This window comes from Paucimonas lemoignei, assembly GCF_004342585.1.
Lineage (GTDB): Bacteria > Pseudomonadota > Gammaproteobacteria > Burkholderiales > Burkholderiaceae_D > Paucimonas > Paucimonas lemoignei.
Genome location: NZ_SLZQ01000002.1, coordinates 369971 through 396384, shown reverse-complemented (window position 1 = coordinate 396384; position 26414 = coordinate 369971). Strand labels below are relative to the sequence as shown.

General features: G+C 57.0%; 28 protein-coding genes and 1 tRNA gene. 11 read left to right on the top strand and 18 right to left on the bottom strand.

Translation table 11 applies throughout. The annotated features are described in order from the left end of the window. Positions 1 to 70: 70 nt before the first annotated feature. Positions 71 to 256, top strand: a complete 186-nt coding sequence (locus EDC30_RS05120) for a hypothetical protein (RefSeq protein ID WP_132257700.1) — start codon at positions 71 to 73, stop codon at positions 254 to 256. 99 nt (positions 257 to 355) lie between these two features. Further along, positions 356 to 808, top strand: coding sequence for a DUF192 domain-containing protein (locus EDC30_RS05115; protein WP_132257699.1), 453 nt, complete (start codon positions 356 to 358; stop codon positions 806 to 808). A 91-nt stretch (positions 809 to 899) separates the two neighbouring features. On the opposite strand, the gene rpsT is transcribed toward EDC30_RS05115, so the two are convergent. Beyond that, complete coding sequence (gene rpsT, locus EDC30_RS05110; RefSeq protein ID WP_132257698.1) at positions 900 to 1163, bottom strand: 30S ribosomal protein S20; 264 nt, start codon at positions 1161 to 1163, stop codon at positions 900 to 902. Positions 1164 to 1442: 279 nt separating this feature from the next. Between rpsT and murJ the strand changes: the two genes are divergently transcribed. Together murJ and EDC30_RS05100 are read left to right on the top strand one after the other, a co-directional pair. After that, positions 1443 to 2993: a murein biosynthesis integral membrane protein MurJ gene (gene murJ, locus EDC30_RS05105; RefSeq protein WP_132257697.1), complete on the top strand. Its 1551-nt coding sequence runs from the start codon at positions 1443 to 1445 to the stop codon at positions 2991 to 2993. A gap of 62 nt (positions 2994 to 3055) precedes the next feature. After that, entirely contained in the window at positions 3056 to 3889 is an 834-nt protein-coding gene (locus EDC30_RS05100; RefSeq protein WP_132257696.1) for a SirB1 family protein, read from the top strand. 11 nt (positions 3890 to 3900) lie between these two features. On the opposite strand, the gene EDC30_RS05095 is transcribed toward EDC30_RS05100, so the two are convergent. Continuing rightward, positions 3901 to 5844 carry an ATP-binding cassette domain-containing protein gene (locus EDC30_RS05095; protein ID WP_132257695.1) on the bottom strand — a complete coding sequence of 648 codons (1944 nt, stop codon included), beginning with the start codon at positions 5842 to 5844 and terminating at the stop codon, positions 3901 to 3903. A 199-nt stretch (positions 5845 to 6043) separates the two neighbouring features. Between EDC30_RS05095 and EDC30_RS05090 the strand changes: the two genes are divergently transcribed. Further along, a tRNA-Arg gene (locus EDC30_RS05090) sits at positions 6044 to 6118 on the top strand. Between the two features lie 208 nt (positions 6119 to 6326). Further along, complete coding sequence (locus EDC30_RS05085; RefSeq protein ID WP_132257694.1) at positions 6327 to 6896, top strand: PEP-CTERM sorting domain-containing protein; 570 nt, start codon at positions 6327 to 6329, stop codon at positions 6894 to 6896. Here EDC30_RS05085 and EDC30_RS05080 read toward each other — a convergent pair. Next, the gene (locus EDC30_RS05080; RefSeq protein WP_132257693.1) at positions 6893 to 7687 is read right to left on the bottom strand and encodes a hypothetical protein; all 795 of its coding nucleotides are present in this window, start codon (positions 7685 to 7687) and stop codon (positions 6893 to 6895) included. The genes EDC30_RS05085 and EDC30_RS05080 overlap by 4 nt on opposite strands. Before the next feature lie 202 nt (positions 7688 to 7889). Further along, positions 7890 to 8465: a hypothetical protein gene (locus EDC30_RS05075; RefSeq protein ID WP_132257692.1), complete on the bottom strand. Its 576-nt coding sequence runs from the start codon at positions 8463 to 8465 to the stop codon at positions 7890 to 7892. 455 nt (positions 8466 to 8920) lie between these two features. On the opposite strand from EDC30_RS05075, the gene EDC30_RS05070 reads away from it, so the two are divergent. Then, positions 8921 to 9772 (top strand): fumarylacetoacetate hydrolase family protein, encoded by an 852-nt coding sequence (locus tag EDC30_RS05070; RefSeq protein ID WP_132257691.1) that lies wholly within the window; start codon positions 8921 to 8923, stop codon positions 9770 to 9772. A gap of 64 nt (positions 9773 to 9836) precedes the next feature. On the opposite strand, the gene EDC30_RS05065 is transcribed toward EDC30_RS05070, so the two are convergent. The 6 genes from EDC30_RS05065 to EDC30_RS05040 all read right to left on the bottom strand — a co-directional run bounded on the left by EDC30_RS05065 (position 9837) and on the right by EDC30_RS05040 (position 15127). Beyond that, positions 9837 to 10592 carry an ABC transporter ATP-binding protein gene (locus tag EDC30_RS05065; protein ID WP_132257690.1) on the bottom strand — a complete coding sequence of 252 codons (756 nt, stop codon included), beginning with the start codon at positions 10590 to 10592 and terminating at the stop codon, positions 9837 to 9839. Beyond that, positions 10589 to 11404, bottom strand: coding sequence for an ABC transporter ATP-binding protein (locus tag EDC30_RS05060; RefSeq protein WP_424446899.1), 816 nt, complete (start codon positions 11402 to 11404; stop codon positions 10589 to 10591). The genes EDC30_RS05065 and EDC30_RS05060 overlap by 4 nt, the downstream gene beginning before the upstream one ends. After that, the gene (locus EDC30_RS05055) at positions 11401 to 12573 is read right to left on the bottom strand and encodes an ABC transporter permease subunit (protein ID WP_424446902.1); all 1173 of its coding nucleotides are present in this window, start codon (positions 12571 to 12573) and stop codon (positions 11401 to 11403) included. The genes EDC30_RS05060 and EDC30_RS05055 overlap by 4 nt, the downstream gene beginning before the upstream one ends. Positions 12574 to 12622: 49 nt before the next feature. Continuing rightward, positions 12623 to 13552 carry a branched-chain amino acid ABC transporter permease gene (locus EDC30_RS05050; protein ID WP_132257689.1) on the bottom strand — a complete coding sequence of 310 codons (930 nt, stop codon included), beginning with the start codon at positions 13550 to 13552 and terminating at the stop codon, positions 12623 to 12625. 120 nt (positions 13553 to 13672) lie between these two features. Next, positions 13673 to 14620 carry a 4-hydroxy-3-methylbut-2-enyl diphosphate reductase gene (gene ispH, locus EDC30_RS05045; RefSeq protein WP_132257688.1) on the bottom strand — a complete coding sequence of 316 codons (948 nt, stop codon included), beginning with the start codon at positions 14618 to 14620 and terminating at the stop codon, positions 13673 to 13675. A gap of 51 nt (positions 14621 to 14671) precedes the next feature. Continuing rightward, positions 14672 to 15127: an FKBP-type peptidyl-prolyl cis-trans isomerase gene (locus EDC30_RS05040; protein ID WP_132257687.1), complete on the bottom strand. Its 456-nt coding sequence runs from the start codon at positions 15125 to 15127 to the stop codon at positions 14672 to 14674. Positions 15128 to 15248: 121 nt separating this feature from the next. Between EDC30_RS05040 and radC the strand changes: the two genes are divergently transcribed. From radC to rpmG, 3 genes are all read left to right on the top strand, one after another. Then, entirely contained in the window at positions 15249 to 15923 is a 675-nt protein-coding gene (gene radC / locus EDC30_RS05035) for a RadC family protein (protein WP_132257686.1), read from the top strand. Positions 15924 to 16155: 232 nt separating this feature from the next. Beyond that, a complete protein-coding gene (gene rpmB, locus EDC30_RS05030; RefSeq protein WP_132257685.1) occupies positions 16156 to 16392 on the top strand; it encodes a 50S ribosomal protein L28 in 237 nt (78 codons plus the stop codon). Between the two features lie 30 nt (positions 16393 to 16422). Beyond that, positions 16423 to 16590 carry a 50S ribosomal protein L33 gene (gene rpmG, locus EDC30_RS05025; RefSeq protein WP_119785276.1) on the top strand — a complete coding sequence of 56 codons (168 nt, stop codon included), beginning with the start codon at positions 16423 to 16425 and terminating at the stop codon, positions 16588 to 16590. Positions 16591 to 16782: 192 nt separating this feature from the next. Here rpmG and EDC30_RS05020 read toward each other — a convergent pair whose 3' ends face one another. The 6 genes from EDC30_RS05020 to EDC30_RS04995 all read right to left on the bottom strand — a co-directional run bounded on the left by EDC30_RS05020 (position 16783) and on the right by EDC30_RS04995 (position 22222). Continuing rightward, positions 16783 to 17982, bottom strand: a complete 1200-nt coding sequence (locus tag EDC30_RS05020; protein WP_132257684.1) for a DesA family fatty acid desaturase — start codon at positions 17980 to 17982, stop codon at positions 16783 to 16785. Positions 17983 to 18098: 116 nt separating this feature from the next. Then, entirely contained in the window at positions 18099 to 19391 is a 1293-nt protein-coding gene (locus tag EDC30_RS05015) for a mechanosensitive ion channel family protein (protein ID WP_243656654.1), read from the bottom strand. A gap of 5 nt (positions 19392 to 19396) precedes the next feature. Continuing rightward, positions 19397 to 20653 (bottom strand): RsmB/NOP family class I SAM-dependent RNA methyltransferase, encoded by a 1257-nt coding sequence (locus EDC30_RS05010; RefSeq protein WP_132257683.1) that lies wholly within the window; start codon positions 20651 to 20653, stop codon positions 19397 to 19399. A 48-nt stretch (positions 20654 to 20701) separates the two neighbouring features. After that, complete coding sequence (purN, locus tag EDC30_RS05005; RefSeq protein ID WP_132257682.1) at positions 20702 to 21313, bottom strand: phosphoribosylglycinamide formyltransferase; 612 nt, start codon at positions 21311 to 21313, stop codon at positions 20702 to 20704. A gap of 122 nt (positions 21314 to 21435) precedes the next feature. Further along, entirely contained in the window at positions 21436 to 21891 is a 456-nt protein-coding gene (locus tag EDC30_RS05000; protein WP_424446898.1) for a barstar family protein, read from the bottom strand. Next, positions 21854 to 22222 (bottom strand): guanyl-specific ribonuclease, encoded by a 369-nt coding sequence (locus EDC30_RS04995; RefSeq protein WP_243656653.1) that lies wholly within the window; start codon positions 22220 to 22222, stop codon positions 21854 to 21856. The genes EDC30_RS05000 and EDC30_RS04995 overlap by 38 nt, the downstream gene beginning before the upstream one ends. A gap of 324 nt (positions 22223 to 22546) precedes the next feature. Here EDC30_RS04995 and EDC30_RS04990 point away from each other — a divergent pair, with 324 nt between their 5' ends. Further along, a complete protein-coding gene (locus EDC30_RS04990) occupies positions 22547 to 22888 on the top strand; it encodes a PXPV repeat protein (protein ID WP_132257680.1) in 342 nt (113 codons plus the stop codon). Between the two features lie 49 nt (positions 22889 to 22937). Here the strand turns inward: EDC30_RS04990 and EDC30_RS04985 are convergent, their stop codons facing one another. Then, a complete protein-coding gene (locus tag EDC30_RS04985) occupies positions 22938 to 24179 on the bottom strand; it encodes a patatin-like phospholipase family protein (RefSeq protein WP_132257679.1) in 1242 nt (413 codons plus the stop codon). A gap of 167 nt (positions 24180 to 24346) precedes the next feature. Then, positions 24347 to 26401, bottom strand: coding sequence for a sodium-translocating pyrophosphatase (locus EDC30_RS04980; RefSeq protein ID WP_132257678.1), 2055 nt, complete (start codon positions 26399 to 26401; stop codon positions 24347 to 24349). Positions 26402 to 26414: the final 13 nt, after the last annotated feature.

Below are 26414 nucleotides of genomic sequence, written 5' to 3'. Positions count from 1 at the left end.
TCCAGGCATCGTTATAGGCAATGATTCGACAGAATCATCCAATCTCACGAATACTTATTAGGAGTCACACATGAAGAAGATTCTTGCTGCCCTGGTTGCCGGCCTGTTCGCCACTTCCGTTTTCGCTCAAGCTGCAGCTCCTGCTGCCGCTCCTGCAGCTCCTGCCGCTGAAAAAGCTCCGGCCAAGAAAGCAGCTGCGAAGAAGTCCCACAAAAAAGCCAAGCGCCATGCAAAGCATGCTGCCGCTGCCAAGTAATAGGCAATCAGTAATAAGCAAAAAGGCAGGCGCGTCCTGCCTTTTTTGTTTTCCGCTATTTTTGTATGATCAGCCTATTCCCATCTTTTTGACTTCAGCATGAAAAATCCTTTTATTCCGCTGTTCCATGCCACCCTGACTGCCGCGCTACTTCTTGGCGCCGGCACCGCGGCAGCCCAGCAGCCCACGAAATTCCGGACCATTCCGCTGAATATCGGCATCCATGTAATTCAGGCGGAAGCTGCCGCCACGCCTGCTCAGCGCGAACAGGGCTTGATGTTCAGGGAAAAAATGGGGACCAACGAAGGGATGGTGTTTTTGTTCGGCGCGCCGACCACGGTTTGCATGTGGATGAAGAATACCCTGATCCCGCTATCGGTAGCCTTTATCGACGACCAGGGAAAAATCGTCAATATCGCGGATATGAAGCCGCAAAGCACGGAGTCGCATTGCGGCGAGAAGCCGGTTAAATATGCCCTGGAAATGAATCAGGGCTGGTTCAAGCAGAAGAACATCAAGCCTGGAACCGTCGTAGAAGGCTTGCCCCGTTAAGCCGAAACACCAACAACAAAAGCCGCGTATGCTACGCGGCTTTTTCATTCACTGTACTGCCTCTGCCTGGAGCGGATCCAGGCAAGCCTTATCAGGCTAGGGCCTTGATGGCAGCAGCCAGGCGGCTCTTATGACGAGCAGCCTTGTTCTTGTGAATGATGTTCTTGTCAGCGATGGTGTCGATCGTGGACACGGATGCCTGGAAAACCTGAGTGGCAGCAGCCTTGTCACCAGCTTCGATCGCCTTGCGCACGGCCTTGATCGCGGTACGCAGCGTGGAACGCTGGCTGGAGTTATGAGCATTCAGCTTGACTGCTTGACGAGCACGCTTGCGCGCTTGTGCGGTATTTGCCATGAAAATATCCTAATCGATGTCCGAGTAATGCGTTCGCAATACCCATCGGTGCAGGTACCACGAGCCAAATTCTGTAAAGCCGTCGAGTATAAGCTTTTTTCATCGGGTTGGCAATCTATTCCTTGGTTTGCGGAATTTATCTGTCATGCCACGTCTTCCAGTCACTTGTTAATCGCCTCATATCTATTTGATTTCATTTGTTTTATTTCCATTTCAGTCGAGCAGAAGCACGCGCTTTTATCCATTGGCCATGCGGGCTTGCAAGCTATAATTGCCCGCATGAACCTGTATAAAGCCCTGGTCACCGTATCCGGCATGACCCTGTTATCGCGCATCACCGGCCTGCTGCGCGAATTCCTGATAGCCCGCGCATTTGGCGCTTCCGCATATACCGATGCGTTTTTCGTGGCTTTCCGCATTCCCAATCTGCTGCGCCGCCTGTTCGCCGAGGGAGCGTTTTCGCAGGCATTCGTGCCGATTCTCGCCGAATACAAAAACCAGCGCGGTGAAACTGCCACCAAGGAACTGGCGGATCATGTCGCCACCATTCTCGTGTGGGCACTGGTATTGACCAGCCTGGCCGGCATTCTTGCCGCACCGACGGTCGTGTATTTCATCGCGACCGGCTTGAAAGAGGAAGGCGACGTATTCCAGACCACCGTTACGATGACGCGGATTATGTTCCCCTACATCGGGTTCATGTCCTTTGTCGCGCTGGCCGGCGGCATCCTCAATACCTGGCGCGAATTCCGGGTTCCCGCCTTCACTCCGGTTTTGCTCAACCTGGCCTTTATCGCTGCTTCGCTTTTCCTCGCGCCGCACTTGAAGCAACCGGTATATGCCCTGGCGATCGCAGTCTTTATCGGCGGCGTGCTGCAACTGGCCATCCAATTGCCCGCATTGAAAAAGATCGGCATGCTGCCGAGGATCGCCATTAATCCTTTTACTGCATGGAACGATCCTGGCGTGCGCCGCGTCTTGCGGCAAATGCTTCCGGCCACATTTGCTGTCTCGGTCGGACAGGTCAGCATCATCATCAATACCAATATCGCTTCTCGGCTTGCAGACGGCAGCGTGTCCTGGCTGAACTATGCAGACCGCTTGATGGAATTTCCCACTGGAATGTTGGGCGTAGCGCTTGGCACCATTCTTCTTCCCAGTCTTTCAAAGGCGCATGCGGATGGCGACCCTGCGGAGTATTCGTCATTGCTGGACTGGGGCTTGCGCTTAACCTTCTTGCTTGCCTTGCCAGCCGCCGTCGCCTTGGCTGTCCTTTCCGAGCCATTGACAACCACTCTCTTTCACTACGGGAAATTCTCTGTGCAAGCGGTCAAAATGACTGAACAAGCCTTGATCGCCTATGGCGTCGGCTTGCTCGGCCTGATCCTTGTAAAAATTCTGGCACCAGGCTTTTACGCGAAACAAGATATCAAAACGCCTGTCAAAATCGCCATTGGCGTACTGGTTGCCACTCAGTTGATGAACTATGCTTTTGTACCGTGGATCGCGCATGCAGGACTGGCGCTGTCAGTGGGATTGGGCGCCTGCCTGAATGCGAGCCTGCTGTTCCGGGGATTGCGCCGGCGCGGCATCTATCATGCACAAAGCGGCTGGGCCCTCTTCTTCGTCAAACTGGCTGGCGCCGTCATCCTGATGGCAGGCGCGGCTTCATGGAGTGCAGGTCACTTTGACTGGATCGCGTTGCAGGCTCAGCCTTTATTCAGGGTGGGCGCACTGGCCCTCGTGGGGAGCATCTGTGTGCTGACCTATTTTGCAGCCTTGTTTGTCATGGGTTTTCGCCCCAAGGATTTCAAGCGCAAGACTGCCTGACCCCATAGCATCGAGGGCGTCCAGGCAGTATGATGATTGATATATTGACTGTTTGGACAAAGATGATCAGCGCTCTCGATTACTTTTCCGCTCTGGTGCAACAGGACGAAGATTTTCCGCTGTTCGAAGCCGCGCTGGCGATTGCGCAGGACGCCGATCCATGGCTCGACTTCGGCGCCGTCCAGGAAACTGTCGACAGTTTTGCGGCGCAGTTGCAGCGCCGCTTGCCGGCGGACGCATCCGACATTCAGAAGCTGCGGATGCTGAACCATTACTTCTACAACGAACTTGGTTTTGCCGGCAACGTCAACGATTACTACGCTCCCGCCAATAGTTACCTGCAACGCGTCATCGAGACGCGGCGCGGCATCCCGATTTCGCTGGCAGTGGTCTACATGGAAATCGCGCTGCAAATCGGCCTGGAAGTGCGCGGTGTCGCCTTTCCCGGACATTTCCTGATGAAGCTGTCGATTCCCGCCGGTGAAATCATTCTCGATCCTTTCAACGGCATCAGTCTGTCACGCGAAGAACTGGAGGAACGACTGGAACCGTATCTGGGGCATTACCATCATCCGGAACTGTCGCTGGCGGCTTACCTGCAGACCGTCCCACCGCGCGCCATCCTGGCGCGCATGCTGCACAATCTGAAAGCGCTGTTTTCCGAAAATCAGGATTGGGAACGCATGCTGGAAGTGCAGCAGCGCCTGGTTATCCTGCTGCCCGGAGAAGTCACTGAAAGGCGCGACCGCGGCTTGGCATACGCTCACCTGGAATGCCCGCAGGCTGCCCTGGAAGACTTGCAGGCATACCTTTCAGAGTGCCCCTATGCCACCGATGCGCAAAGCCTGCGTGTCCGGCTTTCGGAATTGCGCCGGGCCAGCCGCGGCTTGAATTAAGCCGAAAGAAACTATCCCTTATTCAGGGATTCGATGGCTTCCCACTTTTCCAGGCTTTCCATCAGCAAATCATCGATTTCGGCATAACGATGATTCAGCAGCTGCACTTCTTGCGGCTGCTTGGAGTACAACTCCGGGTCGGCCAGGCGAGCCGCGATGGCTTTCTGTTCTTCTTCGAGCTTGGCGATCAGTGCCGGAAGTTCTTCGAGTGCGCGCTGTTCCTTGTAACTGAGCTTACGCGGCTTGTTGGCGGAAACCTGGGCGGTTTCCTTTCGGATCTCTGAGTTGGCCTCGGTCTTGGCTTCAGCCTTCACCTCCGGTTTCGCCGGATTTTTCGCCGATGAAGCCGGCGCTGCAGGCGCAGGACGCACGCGTTCCCAGTCGCTGTAGCCGCCGACATATTCTTGCCAGACACCATTGCCTTCAGCGACGATCACCTGGGTGACGACATTGTCCAGGAAGGCGCGGTCATGGCTTACCAGGAAAACCGTGCCGTCGTAATCAGTCAGCAACTCTTCCAGCAATTCCAGGGTTTCGATGTCGAGATCATTGGTCGGCTCGTCGAGCACCAGCACGTTGGCCGGCTTGGCAAACAGGCGGGCGAGCAATAGACGGTTACGCTCGCCACCCGACAGGGACTTCACAGGCGACCTGGCGCGTTCCGGCGCGAAGAGGAAATCGGCCAGGTAAGTCATGACATGCTTGCGCTGTCCATTGATCTCCACCCAGTCGCTCCCTGGCGAGATGGTGTCGGCCAGGCTGGTGTCCTCGTTCAGTTGCGCGCGCATCTGGTCGAAGTACGCTACCTGCAAGCGGCTGCCCTGACGGATCATGCCGCGGTCCGCCTGCTCTTCGCCAAGAATCAGTTTAAGAAGCGTAGTCTTGCCGGCGCCATTGGGACCGATCAGGCCGATCTTGTCGCCGCGCATCAAGATGGAAGAAAAATCGCGTACGATAACCTTGTCGCCATAGCGCTTGTCGACATGCTCCAGTTCCGCCACGATCTTGCCGGAGCGCTCGCCGGAAGCGACATCGAGCTTGACCTGTCCTTGCACATCGCGGCGTTGGCTGCGAGTGCGGCGCAATTCTTCCAGCCGCCTGACGCGCCCCTCATTGCGCGTGCGGCGCGCTTCCACGCCTTTGCGGATCCAGACTTCTTCCTGTGCCAGGAATTTATCGAACTTGGCATTTTCCACCGCCTCGTTTTCCAGCAATTCCTTCTTGCGTGCCTGGTAGGCGCTGAAGTTACCCGGGAAAGACAACAGGCGACCACGGTCGAGTTCGACGATACGCGTGGCGACATTGTCGAGAAAACGCCGGTCATGGGTAATGAACAGCACGCTGCCCTTGAAGTCGCGCAGCAAGCCTTCCAGCCACTGGATCGAGGTGAAATCGAGATGATTGGTCGGCTCGTCCAGCAGGAGCACGTCGGGAACGCTGACCAGGGCACATGCCAGCGCCACGCGTTTCTGCATGCCCCCTGACAGCGTCCCCATGCGCGCATCCTTGTTCAGGCTCAGGCGATCCAGCGTGGCCTCGACGCGACTCTTGAAGTTCCAGGCATCGGCGGCATCGAGCTGCACCTGGATATCGTGCATGCGCTCCATCAGAGCGTCGTCATTGTCGCCACCGAATTGTGTGGTCAGCTGGTCGTACTCGGTCAATAGCGCCTGCAGATTGCCCAAGCCGGAAGCGACAGCGTCGAATACCGACATATCGGCGGCAAACTGCGGCTCCTGTTCGACGTAGGCGATTTTTAATCCCTGTTGCATGACCAATAAGCCGTCATCAAGCTTGGAGGTGCCGGCGATGATTTTCAGGAGCGAGGATTTACCTGTGCCATTGCGACCGATCAGGCCGACCCTTTCGCCGGATTCCAGCGAAAAATCGGTATGGTCAAGCAAGGCGACATGGCCAAAAGCCAATTGTGCATCGGAAAGGGAAATGACTGCCATAGGAAGGATTATCAGGTAGGTGCAGACCGCATTGTACCGAGTCCGGGCCCATCCAGTGTATGCATTTCCACTCTTTCCATAACATGATTTATTGCAATTTTTATGCTGAACGCTCCGCTCTAACATGTAGTTTTCATCTTATTTTTCAAGCGGTCGGCTATAATCTCGGGCGCAGCGTGATTTAACTGCCTGCAAGCGTCTCGCCGTAGTTCAATGGATAGAACGAGTGCCTCCTAAGCGCTAGATACAGGTTCGATTCCTGTCGGCGGGACCAATTCCAAGCAATTCCCTCTTTTGAAATTTCAGTTAATAGCTGTCCTTTCAAGTCTTGCACCAAATAAATTAATTTAGTGCCAAATGTCGGCCCCTCTTACATTTCTAAGCCGCAAAAAAATCTAAGCCATTGAATTAATTAACATTTCTTAACTGGCACCTTTCTTGCAATTTCGATAGCATTCGATTTGAAAATATTTGGGGCCACCATGAGCGTTAAAAAATTACTGGGTTCATTGCTGTTTGCAGGCATCGCGCTACAAACCTCTGTGGCTTATGCTGCTTACGCTGTCGACACCAAAATCGGCGAAGCCAACCTGGCGAATTCTGGCGACGCCACAGAACTGGCGGCGCTGAAAACATTTACTGGCATTGATTCTCTTGTCTTGGATTTCAAGCTGGATTTCAATCTTGGCGACGCCTTCCTGAATCCTGGTACAACCGATCAATGGGTTCTCGACATTGCTCCCGATACGCCGGGTTACTTTATCCTTAAATTCGGGATTGGCGGCACCAACGCTACAGCAAATACGTTCTTTTTCCAGAACGTCGGCGAATTGACCAAGCTTGTCTGGTCCAATGCGGATGTCCAATACCTTTCTGGCGGTGACTGCCGAAATGGAAATGACAATGCCTGCAATATCGGGCGCCTGAGCCACTATAGCGGCTTCAATGGCGGCAGCGAGGTACCGGAGCCGGCAACTACTGTCCTGCTCGGCCTTGGATTGTTTGGCGTGGCGATGTCTCGCCGCCGCAATTCCGCCAACCGGTCCCGCTAACGAAGTCCCGCCAACACGGTTGCGACGCTCCTGGTAACGTCGCTTCCCGCCACCAGCAACTGCCGTTTCCCATCTCTCAGCAAGTAACTGACAGCATGTCCTGTTGCGACCTGATCCGCCAGCAAGCATGGTGACGGGCCGAACCGGATCGTCACATCGAATACATTTTTGCCGCTTGCCCTCGGCGTGAACGTGCCGCTGAAGTCGCAACCGGCAGAAGTCCCGGTATACGTGCCAGTCGACGAAATAGTCAGCGTAGCAGGAATGCCGGCCGCAGTGAACAAGTTCCAGACGCCGGCAATGTCTTCCAGCCTTGCCCGGGTATGGTAAGCATAAGTCGCGAGCGCGGATGAGGTGCCTGCATAGGTGACAGCGGTGCCGCGCGTGGTGAGCACTGCGCTGAAACTCGCTCCCGACACATACGAACCGCTCAATGTTCCGAGGATCGGCACTCCCAATGCGGGAAACTCTCTCGCATCAGCCGAAGTAAAACTGCCGTTGACCGATTGTCCGGTTCCCGTGATCAGGCCAGCGACGCCGAAGCTGTCTCCGGCCACTCCTCCATAAAGAATGTAGTACTGGTTATTCTCCAGCACCAGCGTATTGAAGTAGCGCCCGTTTGACGCAATGCCGGCATAAAGCCCTTCTGGTGTCGCCGTAGTCGCTGTGCTGGAGGTAGATGTAGCGTTAATGAACTCGCCGCCTGCGGTACTGTCACCACCGCCGCATCCGGCCAGGCACATTGTCAGCGTTGCCGCTCCCACAGAAAAATACGGCTTGATGTTCACCATGATTTTCCCGATCGGTTATCAGAATGGAGAATGGGCGCGGCAGGCATGCCGGCCCGATTTCGCTTAGGTGCGCAACGCTATGGTAACAAGGCATCCTGTCGCCGCAGGATGCCTTCGCTAGATCGGAATCAAATCCGGTCAATTCTAGGATGAATGTTCCACACTGCCGGAATCCTGTACCCCCGTTTCATTATTGTCGAAATCAGCGCGCATAAAACGGCGGCGTGCCATAAGTATTCAAGGGCACGCTGGTCTGAGCCGGCGTGGCCCAGAGGTTTGGATAGGACCTTGCGGCGCAGGAGCCGTCATACTGGCGCTCCGATTGAATTTGATATTGCGCGTAAGCTGGGTTCTCATTACTGACATACGCATTCCAGTCATTGCCCTGGCGGTATGGCGCGACGAGGTAACGCGAGCCATATGCTGGCGGGGAATACGCAGGGCCCGTAGTGGGCGTCTGGTTCTGGGTGCCCGATGTCGGGGCTGTCGGTGATGTCCCGATATAGGCTTGGCCAGTGCAATCCGCAGATTGATAATAGACCGGCACGCGCTTCCATGTCAGTCCGCTGGAAACAGGCCGGTTGGCTGCATAGTCATAATGCTGATCCAGGTAAATGCGTGCTGGCTGATTGTTATATTGGATGATTACCGAATCTCCTTTATATTGCCCAACCGCTTTGTCAGTCGAGTCATACAGGTCCGCGGTAACCTGTGCCCAGGCGGAGGACGCCGCCACGGCAATCACCGCGAAGGCTCCCGCATATCGTAGTTTTCCCATGATTATTCTCCATTCGTATGAAAGGGTTTCAAGAATGAATGACGCAATCAATTGGCTGCATCATCTTGAAGCTAATGGGTATCGCACGGGATAAAAGATCAGGTTGGTAATTTGACTTGATATCGCTCAAGAGAAATCCGGATCTACCTTGAGGAAAGATATGGGTCGGAAATGGCTTGACGAGGAAACAGCGGAACTTGCATGCGGCGCATTTTTCTAATCCGGCATGATCAAGTGAAAAGCCTCTCCCTCTACTTCCCGCAAAGGGCGCCAATGAAAATCCCTCTACTCGTCATGCTGATCCTGATCGCGATGTTGATCGGTCTGTCTCTCATCTTTGGCGTAGTCATTCCGAGTTGAAGCAGATCGCGCTTCACATATACACATACTTGCTTGCCAGCTGAACCAGCGCTCATGTACAGTCACTTTCCTTATTTGCACAACAAGGAAAGTATATGAAGCTGGTCCGCTATGGCCGCCCTGGCAAGGAAAAGCCAGGCCTGATCGATCAGGCAGGCATCCTGAGAGACTTATCGTCCGTTATTACGGATATTGACGCCAATCAGTTATCACCCAAGGCGCTCGCACGCCTGTCCAAGATTTCTCCCGAGCGCCTGCCGGCAGTGCGCGGCAAGCCGCGCTTCGGCGTGCCAGTCGCAGGTGTCGGCAAATTCATCGCGATTGGCTTGAACTATTCGGACCATGCAGCAGAAGCAGGCATGCCCTTGCCTACCGAGCCGGTCATTTTCATGAAGGCGACCAGTTGCCTGTCAGGCGCCGATGATCCGATCATGCTGCCCAAGGGATCAGGCAAGACAGATTGGGAAGTCGAGCTTGGCATCGTCATCGGCACCAAGGCGCAATATGTCACGCAAAAAGAAGCCATGGAATGCATCGCCGGCTATTGCGTCATCAACGATGTATCCGAACGCGAATTTCAGCTCGAGCGCGGTCCGCAATGGGATAAGGGCAAGGGTTGCGACACCTTCGGCCCGGTCGGCCCCTGGCTCGTGACGACGGATGAAGTGCCGCAGCCGCAGAGGCTGGGCATCTGGCTGGAAGTGAATGGCGAGCGCATGCAGGATGGGAATACCAAAACGATGGTGTTCTCGCCGGCGAAAATCGTCAGCTACGTCAGCCGCTTCATGACGCTCATGCCGGGCGATATCATCGCGACCGGCACGCCGCCGGGCGTCGGCATGGGCATGCGGCCGCCGCGCTTTCTCAAGCCTGGCGATGTCGTCACGCTCAGCATCGACGGCCTCGGACAGCAACAGCACGAGGTCATCGCTTATCGCAAAGGCTGAGGCAGGAGAGTCATGCGGCAGTACGCGATTTCGCTTGCCGCATGCAATGTGTCACTACGAAGCCTCAAGGCTCGCAAGCTTCGCCAAGATAGGCTTCGCGTACCCTCGGGTCGTCCAACAGCGAAGTGGCCGGCCCCGCCATGGTGATCAAGCCCGAATCCATCACATAACCGCGATCAGCGGCTTGCAGAGCCAGCCGGGCGTTCTGCTCGACCAGCAGGATGGTCATGCCTTGCGCCGAAATGTCGCGCACAACCTGGAAAATGCGCTCCACCATGATCGGCGCCAGCCCCATGGACGGCTCGTCAAGCAGCAGCAACTGCGGCCGGCTCATCAACGCGCGCGCCATCGCCAGCATCTGCTGTTCGCCGCCGGAGAGCGTGCCGGCCAACTGCGAGGACCGCTCCTTCAGGCGCGGGAAGATGCCATACCATTTTTCGATATCGGCCTCGATGTCGGCGCGGTCCTTGCGGGTATAGGCGCCCATCACCAGGTTTTCATGGATGCTCATGCGGGAAAACACGCCCCGCCCTTCCGGCACCATCGCCAGGCCGGACTCTACCAGCTGGAAGGAATGCAGCCCCTTGATGGTCTTGCCGAGGTATTCGATATGACCCTCGACACGGCACTGCGGCAAGGTGCCGGTGATGGCCTTGAGCGTGGTGGTCTTGCCGGCGCCGTTGGCGCCGATCAGCGTGACCAGTTCGCCGCGCCGCACTTCCAGTCCGATGCCCTTGACCGCCTGGATACCGCCATAGGCAATATGCAACTTATCGATGCGCAGCATGACTTCCGCTGCGGTTTTATCGAGTTCACTCATGCGCCCGAACCTCCCAGGTATGCCTCGATGACGGCGGGATTCTGCTGCACTTCAGCCGGCGTGCCTTCGGCAATCGGCTTGCCGTAATCGAGTACCGTAATGCGGTCACACAAGCCCATCACCAGCTTGACGTCATGCTCGATCAGCAGGATGGTCTTGCCATCGGCCTTGATGCGCAGGAGCAGTTCGCGCAGTCCCAGCTTTTCGGTGGCATTCATGCCGGCAGCCGGTTCGTCCAGCGCCAGCAGTTGCGGCTCGGTCGCCAGCGCGCGGGCGATTTCCAGGCGGCGCTGGTCGCCATACGACAGATAGCGCGCAGTGCGATTGGCCAGGCGGGCGATGCCGACATAGTCAAGCAGCTCCATGGCGCGGCGGCGGATGCCGGCCTCTTCCTCGCGCGCGGCCTTGTGGCGCAGGATCGCGCCCAGCACGCCTTGATGCGTGCGCACGTGGCGACCCACCATGACGTTTTCCAGCGCCGTCATTTCACCGAAGAGGCGAATGTTCTGAAAGGTGCGGGCTATGCCTGCCTCTGCCACCTTATGCGGAGCCGAAGGAGAATATGGCTTGCCGGCCAGCGAAAACGTGCCCGTGTCGGGCTGGTAGAGCCCGGTGATGACGTTGAAGCAAGTTGTCTTGCCTGCGCCGTTCGGGCCGATCAAGCCATACACCTGGCCCTGGCGCACGCGCAGACTGACATCCGAGAGCGCCTGCAAGCCGCCGAAACGCTTGCCAACGCCGGCGATTTCCAGGATGACGGGCGATTCCGCACCCATGCCAATGCGATTCGTATCGCTCGCCTGATGCATCATGCCGCCACCACGTCGGTCGATTTGCCGGGCTGGTCGACATCGGCGTCGGGCCGGTCTTCATGGCGCGGCGCGGGCCAGATGCCGGCCGGACGGAACAGCATGATCAGCACCATCGCCAGCCCATAGAGCAGTTGACGCAGCACCTCGGCCTCGATGACAACCTTGCCGAAGATGGCGTGCTGCGCCGGCTCCACCACGTGACGCAGGATTTCGGGCAAAGCCGCCAGCAAAACGCCGCCGAGGATCACGCCGGGAATGTGCCCCATACCGCCCAGCACCACCATCGCCAGCACGGCAATCGATTCCATCAGGGTGAAGGATTCCGGCGAAACGAATCCCTGGAACGAAGCGAACATCGCGCCAGCCACGCCGCCAAATGATGCACCCATGGCGAAGGCCAGCAACTTCATGTTGCGGGTATTGATGCCCATGGCCTTGGCGGCGATTTCATCTTCGCGGATCGCCACCCAGGCTCGCCCCAAGCGGGAATGCTGCAAGCGCCACGAAATAAAAACGATCGCCACGCACAAGAACAGGAACAGGAAGTAATAGGCGTTCACCGAAGGCATGGCGAACGAGCCAAAGTAAACGGTGGATTGCGAACCCGCCTCGCCGGCCAGCGACACGCCGCCAATGCGTATCGGCTCGATGAGGTTGATGCCTTGCGGACCATTGGTGATATTGACCGGGCCGCTCAGGTTGTTCATGAAAATGCGGATGATCTCGCCGAAGCCCAGCGTGACCACCGCCAGATAATCGCCGCGCAGCTTCAGCGTCGGCGCTCCAAGCAAGGCGCCCAGGATCCCGGCAAACAAGGCGCCCAGCGGCACGATCAGCCAGACCGAGAGGTGAATGCCATTCTTGGCGATCTCCGGGCCGAAGAAGGACACCAGCGACGCTCCCAGTTCAGGGTACTGATTGACGAAGGATTCCAGCACCACGGCGAATTGCGGCGAAGCCAGCAGGCCGGTCATGTACGCCCCCAGCGCATAGAAGGCGATGTAGCCGAGGTCCAGCAGTCCGGCAAACCCGACAACGATATTCAGCCCCAGCGCCAGCATGATATACAGCAGCGCGTAATCCATGATGCGCACCCAGGAATTGCCGAACTGCGACGCGACAAAGGGAAACGCGATCAGCACGACTGTCAGCGCAGCCAGCGTCAGGATCGTGCGGCGCGGATGATGGCGGTAGTCGAAATAGAACAAGGCTGCCTCCTTATGCGCGGTCAGCGACGCGCTCACCCATGATGCCGGACGGGCGCAAGGTCAGCACGATGATGAGGACGATGAAGGCGAAGATATCCTGGTACTGGCTACCGAGGAAATCGCCGGTCAATTCACCGATATAGCCGGCTCCCAGGCTCTCGATCAGGCCAAGCAGAATACCGCCCGCCATGGCGCCATAGATATTACCGATGCCCCCCAGGACAGCAGCAGAAAATGCCTTGATGCCGGGAGTGAAGCCCATGGCAAATTGCGCCGAGGCGTAATTCGCGCCCCACATGACGCCGGCTACGGCAGCAAGCGCGGCACCAACGGCAAAGGTAAACATCACCACGCGGTTGGCGTCCACCCCCATCAGGCCGGCAACCCGGGGATTCTCTGCCGTGGCCCGCATGGCGCGTCCCATGCGCGTCTTCTCAACCAGGAATACCAGGCCTGCCATCGATATGACAGCCAGCGCCAGCAACATGACCTGCGTGGACGACAGCAATGCGCCAAAAATCTCGAATGGTTCCGACGGCATCACCTGCGGGAACGGCAACGGGTTACGTCCCCAGATCATCATGGCAAACGTCTGCAGCAGGATGGAAACGCCGATGGCTGTAATCAGCGGCGCCAGGCGCGGCGCATTGCGCAAGCGGCGATAGGCCACGCGTTCGATAATCACGTTGACCAGCACACAGACAGGAATCGCGCCGGCGATGGCAATCAGCAGCTTTACCGGACCAGGCAAGCCGGGCATCGCGGCATCGACAAATTGAAGAATCCAGAGACCGACCATGGCGCCGATCATCAGCACATCGCCATGCGCGAAGTTGATGAGGTTAAGCACCCCATACACCATGGTATAGCCAAGGGCAATCAGCGCATACATGCTACCCAGGACCAGGCCGTTGAGGATCTGCTGGATGAATATGTCCATTTTTAATAGTTATAGTGTGTGGCGATTACGGTGCAATTGCTGCTGTCTCCATCGCAGCAAGAACCATTCCTGGCTGACAGGCACTCTGCATGGCGGGATGCAGAGCACGGCCTGCCTTTATCAGCCTTGCGCTAGCTGTTGCCCGCTCAGGCCTTTCGGCAATGGGAAAGTCACGTTTTCTTCGACGCCTTCCAGCGGGCGCACGCTTTGCGCGCCATATTCCTTCAGGCGATCGATCACCTGCTTCACCAGTACTTCCGGAGCCGATGCGCCCGCCGTCACGCCAACCCGCTTTTTATCCTTCAGCCATGCCGCATCGATTTGGCTCGCATTGTCGACCATGTAGGCTTCCGTGCCCTTCTTGCGTGCGACTTCGCGCAGACGGTTGGAATTGGAGCTGTTCGGGCTGCCGACCACGATCACCAGATCCACCTGCGGCGCCATGAACTTCACAGCTTCCTGGCGATTGGTGGTGGCGTAGCAAATATCGCCTTTCTTGGGTTCGGCAATCGCAGGGAAGCGCCGCTTGAGCGCGGCAATGATATCGGCCGTATCGTCCACCGATAAGGTAGTCTGCGACACGTAAGCCAGCAATTCCGGGTTGCGCACTTCCAGCCGCTCGACATCCTCGACGGTTTCGACCAGGTGCATTCCCTCTTCCACCTGGCCCATGGTGCCCTCGACTTCCGGGTGGCCGGCGTGGCCGATCATGATGATTTCGCGGCCTTCGCGACGCATCTTGGCGACTTCCATGTGGACCTTGGTCACCAGCGGACAAGTCGCGTCGAACACTTTCAGTCCACGCTCTTGCGCTTCCGCCTCGATGGCCTTGGATACGCCATGCGCGGAAAAGATGACGGTATTGCCAGCCGGGACATCCGCCAGCTCCTCGATGAAGATCGCACCCTTGTTGCGCAGGTCTTCCACCACATAGGCGTTGTGCACGATTTCGTGGCGCACGTAGATCGGCGCACCGAATTGAGCCAATGCGCGCTCGACTATTTCAATGGCGCGGTCGACACCTGCACAAAAGCCGCGCGGCTGCGCCAGTAGAATTTCTTTATCCATGCTGGATCCTTATTGCTGGCGGAATCGGCACCAATGCCGGTTCGCTTATTGTTATAGCACGCCGATGATCTTGACTTCAAACTTGACCGGCTGGCCGGCCAGCGGATGGTTGAAATCGAACAGCGCATCGTTATCGTTAATCTCCAGCAGCACGCCGGCAAAACGACCGCCACCGGGCGCGGCGAAATCCACCAGGTCGCCCACGGTAAAGCTTTCGCCGGGATTGGAGTTTTCTTCCAGAGTAGTGCGCGATACCCGCTGCAGCAAATCCGGATTGCGCGGACCGAATGCCTGTTCAGGCGTCAGCTCGAATGTTTGATGAGTTCCCTCGGGCAATCCAAGCAGGATTGCTTCCAGCGATGGCGCCAACTGGTTCTGGCCAAGCTGCAGCGTTGCCGGCGTGTCCTGGAAGGTGCTGATGATATCCTCGCCCGCCATCGAAGTCAGACGGTAATGCAGGGTGAGATAGGACGATTCGGTAACGACTGGTTGTGACGAATTTGACATGGAATATTCCGAAATGCAGAGCAACCGCCTATTTTAAGCCAGCTCGGAACAAAAGCGTTGTTTCTCATGTTCTTGCGCATACGCAAAGCCATTACAAAGTAACAATATATTCTCGTTGCCTATGGCAATTACTGACTGGCCCGAAGAACAACGTCCGCGCGAACGCCTGATCCGACAGGGCGCGCAGGCGCTATCCGATGCCGAGCTTCTCGCCGTATTTTTGCGTGTGGGCGTGCCCGGCAAAAGTGCGGTGGATCTTGGGCGAGACATGGTCGGCCATTTTGGTTCGTTAAACCGCTTGTTCTCTTCCCGGCTTGCCGAGTTCTCTCAAATCAATGGTCTCGGTCCGGCAAAATACGCGCAGTTGCAAGCCGTGCTGGAACTGGCGCGACGCGCGATGGCGGAACAGCTAAAAGCCGGCACGACGCTCAGTTCGCCGCAAGCCGTGCGGTATTACCTGCAATTGCTGCTGGCCACAAAAGCCTATGAAGCTTTCGTTGTATTGTTCCTTGATGTAAAAAACCGCCTGCTCGCCAGTGAAGAGCTGTTTCGCGGCACGCTCACGCACACCAGCGTCTATCCGCGTGAAATCGTCAAGGCCGCGCTGGCTCATAATGCGGAAAGCGTCATCTTTGCGCACAACCATCCTTCCGGCACTCCGGAACCCAGCGCTGCCGACCACAGCCTGACGCAAGCCCTGAAGCAGGCCCTGGCGCTGGTGGATGTGCGGGTACTGGATCACTTCATCGTCGCGGGCCACCAGGTCCATTCGTTCGCGGAGCATGGGCAGCTGTAGCGCTTGATTAATAGCGCTTTATTAATCAAGCTTTATTCACAGCGCCTTTTCCAGAATCGTTGATTAGCCCTCTCTTGAAAAGCGTTCTTTACGGTTGTTATACACAACACGCACATTGTTAAATAAAACCATTATTTTAAGACACAATTGTTTTTCGCAAGTTATTGAAATACCGAGGTTTTTCCGATAAACTCACGTTTTTCCAAATTTCGGAATTTTTAAGGAGTTAATCATGGCACGTGTTTGCCAAGTCACCGGGAAGGGGCCGATGGTCGGCAACAACGTTTCCCATGCAAACAACAAGACGAAGCGTCGCTTTTTGCCGAACCTGCAAAACCGCCGCATTTTCGTTGAATCCGAAAACCGCTGGGTTTCGCTGCGCCTGTCCAACGCCGGCCTGCGCGTCATCGACAAGATCGGCATCGACGCCGTTCTGGCCGACATGCGTGCTCGTGGCGAAAAGATCTAAGCTGCAGTAATTTAAACAAAGGAATTCATCATGGCGAAATCTGGCCGCGACAAAATCAAGCTGGAGTCGACCGCAGGTACCGGTCACTTCTATACCACTACCAAGAACAAGCGCACCATGCCTGAAAAAATGGCGATCATGAAGTTCGATCCCAAGGCACGCAAGCATGTCGAATACAAGGAAACCAAGATCAAGTAATTGATCCTGGAATCGCAAAAAACCCGCAGCGAAAAACACTGCGGGTTTTTTATTGCCCTGCCACTGGCTTGCGTTGGTCAAGCTTGCCCGTCAATTTGCTTGCAGAGCCGGATCGGGCCTTTAGAAGAGCACGCACCCTGAAAATAAAAACGGCCCGCATGGCGGGCCGTCTCTTTTACATCGCACTAAGCCTTAGGCATAGCTGCGCAAACGCATCGAGAATTCCTGCAGCGCCTTGATGCCGGAAGATTCGGCACGCGCGCACCAGTCTTGCAGTTGCTGGAGCAATTGTTCGCGGCTGGCATGCGAACGATCCCAGATTCCAGCCAGTTCGACACGCATGTCGTGCATGGTTTTCAGTGGCTTGCTATGCGCCAGCACGGCAGAAAGCTGCAGCTTTTGCGGCTCAGCCAGCTTGGCCGGTTCACTCTCCAGCAGCTTGCGCGACGATTTCAGCACGCCCGACTCCAGCTGCGACTTGGATTTCAAATGCTCCAGTTCTTCGTGCCAGGCTTGCTTCAATGATTTAGCGTACTTCGCCATGACATCGTAGCGGTTGGCGATGACTGCCTGCAGGGTAGCAAAGTCGGCGACCAATTTCTCGCGGTCGAACTTGGGCACGGGCGCAACCTTCTTTACCTTGGCCAGGCCGACGCTCTTCAGGATGCAGATATACATCCAGCCAATATCGAACTCGTACCACTTCGAAGAAAACTTGGCGGAAGTACCGAAAGTGTGGTGATTGTTGTGCAGCTCTTCACCGCCGATGATGATGCCCCATGGGAAAACGTTGGTCGATGCATCAGTGCAGTCGTAGTTGCGGTAGCCCCAGAAGTGACCGATACCATTGACCACGCCGGCAGCCCAAAAGGGAATCCAGAACATCTGCACCGCCCAGACGGACAGGCCAATAACGCCGAACAGCAGGACGTTAATGATCAGCATGAGCACGATGCCTTTGCCGCTGTGCTTCGAGTACAGGTTATGTTCGATCCAGTCATCCGGCGTGCCATGGCCGTATTTCTCCATGGTTTCGGCATTCTTGGCCTCGGCGCGATACAGCTCGGCGCCTTCAAGGAAGACCTTTTTAATGCCGCGCGTGACCGGGCTGTGCGGATCTTCTTCAGTTTCGCATTTGGCGTGGTGCTTGCGATGGATGGCTGCCCACTGCTTGGTCATCATGCCGGTGGTCAGCCACAGCCAGAAGCGGAAAAAGTGACTGGGGATGGCGTGCAACTCCAGTCCCCGATGAGCCTGGCAACGATGCAGATACAGCGTCACGCCCGCGATGGTGATATGGGTCACTATCAGAGTGTAGACGAGTATTTCCCAGCCGCTGGCGCCAGTCAGACCATTCGCCAGAAAATTCAAGATTGTATCCAATGTGTTCATGCTCCAAAAATTCATCTCTTCCTCAGCTTCGCCTAATGCTCAAAGCCACGTTTAAACCCATGTTTTTATTGATCTTCTCTGCATTGTACCCTTTTTTCTCCAGGCACCCCGAGAAATCAAGTTTCATTTTTGCTAACTAATCTTACTTCACGCTGTGGGTATGGAATATTGATCTGATGCGCATTGAGAGCGCGCAGGATGGCAATATTGACGTCCGACAACACATTTCCCCGTCCATTTTCCGGGTCGCCAATCCAGAAAGACACATCCAGTTCCAGTCCGTCTGCCCCGAGATTCATCAGGAATACAGCTGGAGCGGGGTTTTGCAACACTCTTGGCACGCTTGCCACCGTATCCCCCAGCAAGCGCAACACCTGATCGATATCCGACTCATAACCCACGCTAACTTTTGTTACCTGACGTATTGACCGATCACTGAGGTACTGGTTCTGTACCGCGTTGGACAAAAGCATTTCATTGGGAATGATCGCATCCGCCCCATCGCCACCACGCAATGTTGTATATCGGGTGTTAATTTCGCGGATCGTACCGGTATATTTATCGACCGTTACCACGTCGCCGATCGTCAGGCTGCGCTCCAGCAGGATGATGAAGCCTGACACATAGTTACTGACGATTTTTTGCAAGCCAAGGCCAAGGCCGACCCCCAATGCGCCGCCGAATACCGACAATACCGTCAGGTCGATCCCGACCAGCGATAGGCTGATCAGCACTGCCACCACGATCAAGACCGACTTATTGAGACGTACCAGCACCACGCGCAAGGAACGATGCATGCCGTCGATATGCATCAGACGCGCCTCGATCGTCGCGCCGATCCATAAAGCGGCGATCAATGTGACGATAACGAAAAGCGCTGCCTGGAGAATCGCCAGGATGGAGACTTGACTCTTTCCAATTGGTAATTTGGTCTGCGCCAGGAATTCGAGCAATTCAGGCAGGAGTCCCGTCACGTGCAAGGCAACGCCAGCCCAGACCAAGGTGGAGATCGCCCGCTCCACCAGCAGGAGTGTGGGGCTGACCCGCCCGCCGCGCACGAATACCCGGCGCAAAACGTAGAAGGCCAGGCGAATCAGCGCGAAACTGCCGATCAGCGTCGTCGCCAGGCGCAACAGATGAACCGACTGCCACTGGCTGAAAGCGATCCGGGTCAACCAGGCCAGCAGAAATGCCAGCAAGGGCCATAAAGCCGGGGCAATGCCTTCGACGCCCATCTGGAGAATCCGCCGCTGCCGGTCTTGCGCCGACAAATGCGGCCGCAAGATCCGCGCAATTCCCCATGAAACCGCCACACAAGCTGCGACGGCAACGACTTGCCATAGCACGTCGGGATGCTGCAAATCGTTCCAGACGTCTTGCCACAAGGGCGACAACAGCGTCGACTTCACAGTATTTACTTCCCGCGTTGCAGGACGGCGGCAAAGAAGCCGTCAGTCTGGTGCCGTTGCGGCATCATCTGCAAGTAGCCTTGCATTTCCAGCGCGATTTTTTGCTCGGCCAGCACTTCGCTCATCGGCACCAGCGCAAAGTCGGCATGGGTAGCCAGGAATTGTTCGACGATTGCCTGGTTTTCTTCATCCAGCAGGCTGCAGGTGGCATAGACCAGGCGTCCGCCGGCTTTCACCAGGCGCGAGGCGCTGGCGAGGATCGATGCCTGCTTGCCGTTCAGTTCAGCGACCGCTTCCGGCGTCTGGCGCCACTTCATGTCCGGATTGCGGCGCAAGGTGCCCAGTCCTGTGCAAGGTGCATCGACCAGCACGCGGTCCACCTTGCCCGCCAGGCGCTTGACCTTGGCGTCGTTCTCGTGGGCGATGACGACCGGATGCACGTTGGATAAACCGCTGCGCGCCAGGCGCGGCTTCAACTTAGCCAGGCGCTTGTCGGAAACATCGAAGGCATACAGGCGGCCGGTATTGCGCATCGCCGCGCCGAGCGCCAGGGTCTTGCCGCCGGCGCCGGCACAGAAGTCCACCACCATCTCGCCGCGCTTGGCGCCGACGATCTGGGCCAGCAACTGGCTGCCCTCGTCCTGCACTTCGATGGCGCCGCTTTGAAACAGCGGCAGATTCTGCAATGCCGGCTTTTTCATGATGCGGATGCCCAGCGGCGCATAAGGCGTCGGCTCGGCAATAATCGGTGCTTGCGCCAATTCGCGAATGACATCCTCGCGCGAGGCTTTCAGGCTATTGACGCGCAAGTCGAGCGGCGCCGGACGATTCAAAGCCGCGGCCAATTCCTCAAGTCCGGCCTCTCCTTCGCGCGCCAGCAGCTTGTCGAACAGCCATGGCGGCAGGTTGGTACGCAAGGCCAAAGGCAAGGTGGCGCGATCGATCTGCATCACGCGCGACAACCATTGCGACTCTTGCTCCTCCAGCCCGCCCAGCGCATCGAAGCCGACGGTCTCCGCCAATCCGAGCAAGCTCATGCGGCGCATTGCCGGGCCGCTGCCGGACTCGGCGAAATTGGTGTAGACAAGCTTGTTGCGCAAAACTGAATAGACTGCTTCGGCAATCACGCCACGCTCACGCGAGCCGAGCTTGGGATGGTCGCGAAAATAACGTGACAACGTGACGTCCGCCGGCCCGGCGAAACGCAGGACTTCGCGCAAGACGTCATCGGTATGGCCGATGATTGCGGGTGGCAATCTCATGAATATTCCTTTTTTAAATGACTAACTTAGGGCGAGCTATGGCCAGGCTTAAACTTCGCCGGCGACTTCGACACGCCCTTCCACGATCGTCAGCCGCCCTTCGAGAAACCAGCGTACTGCGCGTGGATAAATAATGTGTTCCTGCTGCAAGACACGTTCGGACAGCGAATGTTCCGTATCTCCCGCCAGCACGGGGACAGCCGCCTGCGCCACGATAGGCCCGTGGTCAAGATCGGCAGTGACAAAATGAACAGTCGCGCCATGCACTTTGACGCCAAAGCTCAAGGCTTGCTGGTGAGTCGCCAGCCCCGGGAAGCTCGGCAGCAACGAGGGATGGATATTCATCATGCGGCCGGCATAATGCTCGACGAACGGGGCAGTCAAGATGCGCATGAAGCCCGCGAGAACTACCAGGTTGGGGGCATAACGGTCGATTTCAGCCTGCAATGCCGCATCGAATTCCGCGCGATCCGGGTAGTTCTTGCTCACGACTACTGCAGTTGGAATACCTTTGGCTGCAGCGTACTCAAGGCCGGCTGCATCGGCACGATTACTGATAACGGCGGCGATATTGACCGGCCATTTTTCCGATTGCGCCGCTTCAACGATGGCTTGCATGTTGCTGCCACGCCCGGAAATCAGAATAACTAGATTTTTCATGGCCGGCATTGTACCGCACGTGCACCCTTGCCCGGCAGGAAGCCTGCGTCGAAATGCAGGTCAAACGATGGCAAAACCGTCATTTATTGGCCAAATAAGAGAAAGCCAATACCGTGTGTCACTCACTGGAATGAATAAAAGACCCGGAACGGGACTTTTTTATCGGCCCAGAAATCCGCCGCATCGCGAAATACATCCAGCAGGGTTTCGCGGGCATCCCGGTCGAATTTCGGCGTATTGGGCAACTGTTCCAGGACGATCAGGAAACCAGGCTGCTTTCCCGCCTTGAATGGCAAATCAGTCAGGCAGTCTTCCAGGGCATCGAAGTTTTTTCCGAAATGCCTGGGGAAATGAAAAGCCGTGGCGATGACCGACAGGACCTGTAGTTTGGTAGTCGCATCAGCACAATAAGCATAAAGAAAATGCTGCCCGAGGCGCTTCGCCTCTTCCTGCAGATCGCTTACGCGAAAGGCGCGAATCGACTGCACCACGTTGGGCGACACGCTCATCAGCAAATTCATGGGCTCTGCGCCTTGATGATTATTCTCTGATACGCTTGAAACTGACATAGTGGTCATCGGTATAAAAGTATTCTTGCCCCTGCTGTAGCGTTCCGCCGGAAATGATCCGGCGTGCTCCCCGATGGCGGACGCCCGGCGTTTTCACCGTGAATTCGCGATAATACCCACGCTCTTTTCTAGGTAATATTCCCTCGTAATTTTTGAAAATTACGCCATCCTTGGCATAGGGATAGGGACCTCCGCGTTTGATCAGGACCAGGGTTTCTTGCGCTTCTACCGGCAAGTCGCGTACCGCGATAACGCCTAGCGGCGCTGGCCCCTTGGCCCAGACGCCAAAAGAGAGCAAGAGGGCTATGAAAGCAAAGATGATGCGTCTTGCCAGGTTCACGCCATAAACCTCATGTTTTCAATGCCAAGTTTCTTAAGCAGGAATTAAAGCACTAATGCTGTAGCGTAACTTGTTGCTGAAAATGAATCAACTAATTTACGTTTTTACAACGCATTACTCGATAGATTTGCCGACAAATCTGTAGCTTTATGCCAGGTGCAGGCATCAAAATACCTGTTAAGGATCAACATTAGTGATCTAACTTTTAAGATTCCAGAGCAGATACAAATTGTTGCAAAAATTTGTCGTCCACGAGCCGCATACGCTACCCCATTCCTCTAAAAACTGGCGTCTAATAGATACCAGTGAATATAAGGAATCGCCATGAACTCAAAATTTTTCTCTGCCACGCTTGCCGGTATGCTGCTTGCCTTGTCCGCAGTGACATCCGTGGCACACGCGGGCGACCGTTCCGGCGTCAACTGGTCGGTTGGCATTAGTTCCGGGCCTGCAGTAGTGTATGCTCCGCCACCGCCGGTGTATGCTTATCCCCAGCCAGTGTATGTGCAGCCTCAGCCGGTGTATGTGGAACCGGCTCCTGTAGTGGTGTATGGCGGCAGCGGCTACGTCACCTACGGACAGCCGTATTATGTCGAGCAGCGTCCCGGCCATCATCACCATCATCACCGCGACTACAATGGCGGCAATTTCCGCCAGGGTCGCTAGTAAGCCAGATAATAAACTTCCCGAAAGCCGGCACTAGCCGGCTTTCTTTTTACTCGCTACCTGCCGACATTTGTTCCGCCACGGAGGGTAGCACCGGTGTGCGGCGAACCAAGCGACGATCAGTCTCGAAAAAGGCCAGGACGTCGTCTTTACGTGCTTGCGTATCTTTCCATCCCAGCCGGATCAGCTCGCCGGTATAGCTTGCTTCAAACAGCAGATAGGAAGCCAGCGCCGCGCCGCGGACTTCGGTGGCGCCGATGCCGCGTAACAGCGTTCGGATCGGCAATGGCAGACTGCCGACATGGCGGCTGGCGATGCTGTCCAGCCGTTCGGACGGCGCGATGATCAGCATATCGACAGGCCGCAATGCGGTTTTTTTGCGCTGCTCCTCGGTCAACAGGGAAAGCGTATTGTTGATGCGATTCAGGCGTTCGATATCCACCGCCAGGCTATCCAGGAAAATGCTGGACAGCGCATGGCCGGCTATCTGCGCCAGGCTAGGATAGCCGGCTGCCCCGTGAGACGAAGCATCCGGCTCCACCAGGCGTCCGGCGCCGATCACCAGAACCTTGTCGGCCCCGAGATGAATCGCCGGAGAAATCGGCGCCAATTGGCGCATGGAGCCGTCGCCGAAATACTCCAGCCGGTCGTTGCAGTAGATAGGCGTGGCGGGAAATATGAGTGGGATCGCCGACGAGGCCAGCAGATGCTCGACGCTGATCTGCGTCTGCACCGCAAAGCGCTGGCTGCGCTTCCAGGGTTCGATATCGACCGCGCTCTGGTAAAAAGTAAGGTGGTGTCCTGCCGTATAGGATGATGCCGTCACAGCCAGCGCGCGCAAATCGCCATTTGCCAGCGCGGCGTCCAGGCGCGGCAGGTCCAGCATGCGGTGCAGCAGGCTGACCAGCGGTGTATTGTTCAAGAGAGACATCGGCGGACTGGCATGCCAGGCCCGCAGAAGCCAGCCGAACGAAAGGAGCGAGAGCCAGCGCGCGCCGGATCGCAAGACGCCCAGCGAATCCGCCCGGTACACCTGATCGACCTGGAAGTTTTCCCACACTTCCACCAGCTTGCCGACACCCTCGGCAAAGTCGTCGGCGCGGCACGCCAGTGCGGTTGCATTGATGGCGCCGGCAGACGTGCCGCAAACTATGTCGAATGGCGAGCGCGACTCCGCCCGCCCCGCTTCGCGCAAGATCGCTTGCACGGCTTGCAGCACGCCCACCTGGTAGGCGGCGCGCGCGCCACCGCCTGTCAATACCAGGCCGATTGTCTTTTGGTCTCCTGCCATGCCGACAGGGTAGCAAAGCTACCGTGCCTTGTGGGAATTCCTCACCGCCATGATGCGCAAATCATACGTAGCGCGTAGTAGGCAGCAGTCAATAGGCAGCACAAGCAGCGTAAGACCAAACAGAAAAGGCAGCCGCAGCTGCCTTCATTGAATGCGTAATGCGAATTTCAAGCCACAGCCGGCAATAGCGGCACGATCAGCAGCGCAACGATATTGATGATCTTGATGAGCGGATTGACTGCCGGTCCAGCCGTATCTTTATAAGGATCGCCCACGGTATCGCCGGTTACGGCTGCCTTGTGCGCATCGGAACCCTTGCCGCCGTGGTGGCCGTCTTCGATATATTTTTTGGCGTTATCCCAGGCACCCCCGCCGGTACACATGGAAATGGCCACGAACAGGCCGGTGACGATCGTGCCCATCAGCAGACCGCCGAGCGCTACCGGCCCCAACACAAGCCCGACCACGATCGGCACCACCACCGGCAGCAGCGATGGCAAGACCATTTCCTTGATTGCCGCCGTCGTCAGCATGTCCACTGCCCTGCCATACTCCGGCTTGCCGGTGCCTTCCATGATGCCATTGATGCTGCGGAATTGCCGGCGCACTTCCTCCACTACCGCGCCGGCGGCACGGCCGACCGCCTCCATGGCCATGGCGCCGAACAGATACGGAATCAGGCCACCGATAAAAAGGCCGATGATCACCATGTGGTCCGACAGGTCGAAGCGCAGGCTGATGTTGCGTGCTTCGAGCGCATGGGTATAGTCGGCGAACAGCACCAGCGCCGCCAGGCCGGCCGAGCCGATGGCGTAGCCCTTGGTCACCGCCTTGGTCGTATTGCCGACCGCATCGAGCGGGTCGGTAATATCGCGCACACTCTCAGGCAGCTCGGCCATTTCAGCGATGCCGCCGGCGTTATCGGTGATAGGTCCGTACGCATCCAGCGCGACGATGATGCCGGCCATCGACAGCATCGAGGTCGCTGCCACGGCAATGCCGTAGAGGCCGCCCAGACCATAGGACGTCCAGATCGCCGCACAGACAAAGAGCACCGGCCAGGCAGTGGATTTCATCGATACGCCAAGACCGGCGATGATATTGGTGCCGTGACCGGTGGTGGAAGCCTGCGCGACATGCTGCACCGGCTTGTAATTGGTGCCCGTGTAGTACTCGGTGACCCAGACCATCAATGCGGTCAGGAGCAAACCGACCACACAGGAACCGAACAGGGCGAAGGCGCCAATGGACTTGCCGCCGGCGACAGTCACCGGCTGGGGAAACAGCCAATCAGTGACGAAATAGAAGGCAACCAGGGAAATCACGCCGGCGACGATCAGGCCGCGATACAAGGCGGGCATAACGTTTCTCATGTCCGGCTTGGCCTTGACGAAGCTGCAGCCGATGATGGATGCGATGATCGACACGCCGCCCAGCACCAACGGATACAGCACGGCGTCGAGCGGCGCGCCCGTGACCATCAATGCGCCCAGCGTCATGGTAGCGATCAGCGTCACCGCGTACGTCTCGAACAAGTCGGCTGCCATGCCGGCACAGTCGCCGACGTTGTCACCGACGTTATCCGCGATCACCGCAGGGTTGCGCGGATCATCCTCGGGAATGCCGGCTTCGACCTTGCCGACCAGATCGGCGCCAACGTCTGCCCCCTTGGTGAAGATACCGCCGCCCAAACGCGCAAAAATCGAGATCAGCGATGCGCCGAAGGCCAGCCCCAGCAAAGGCTTGAGCGTACCGGCACTGACATTGGTGCCGCCGGTGAGATACCAGAAGAACAGGGAAACGCCGAGCAGCCCAAGCCCGACCACCAGCATGCCGGTGATGGCGCCGCCGCGGAAAGCCACATCCAGCGCCGGGCCAATTCCTCGCGTGGCGGCCTGGGCGGTGCGCACGTTGGCCCGCACCGAGACATTCATGCCGATGAAGCCGCAGGCGCCTGAGAGAACTGCCCCGAGCACGAAACCGGCGGCCGCGACCGCATCAAGGAAAACGCCGATCAGGATGGCCAGCACGATGCCGACGATGGCGATGGTCTTGTACTGGCGCGCGAGGTAGGCTGCCGCGCCTTGTTGCACTGCACCGGCGATTTCCTGCATGCGCGCATTGCCGGGATCCTGGCGCAGGATCCAGCTACGCGAGATCAGGCCATAAATGACGGCGATAAGGCCGCAGGCGACGGCGAACCATAGAGCTGCATCTCCCATTTCTCTCTCCCTG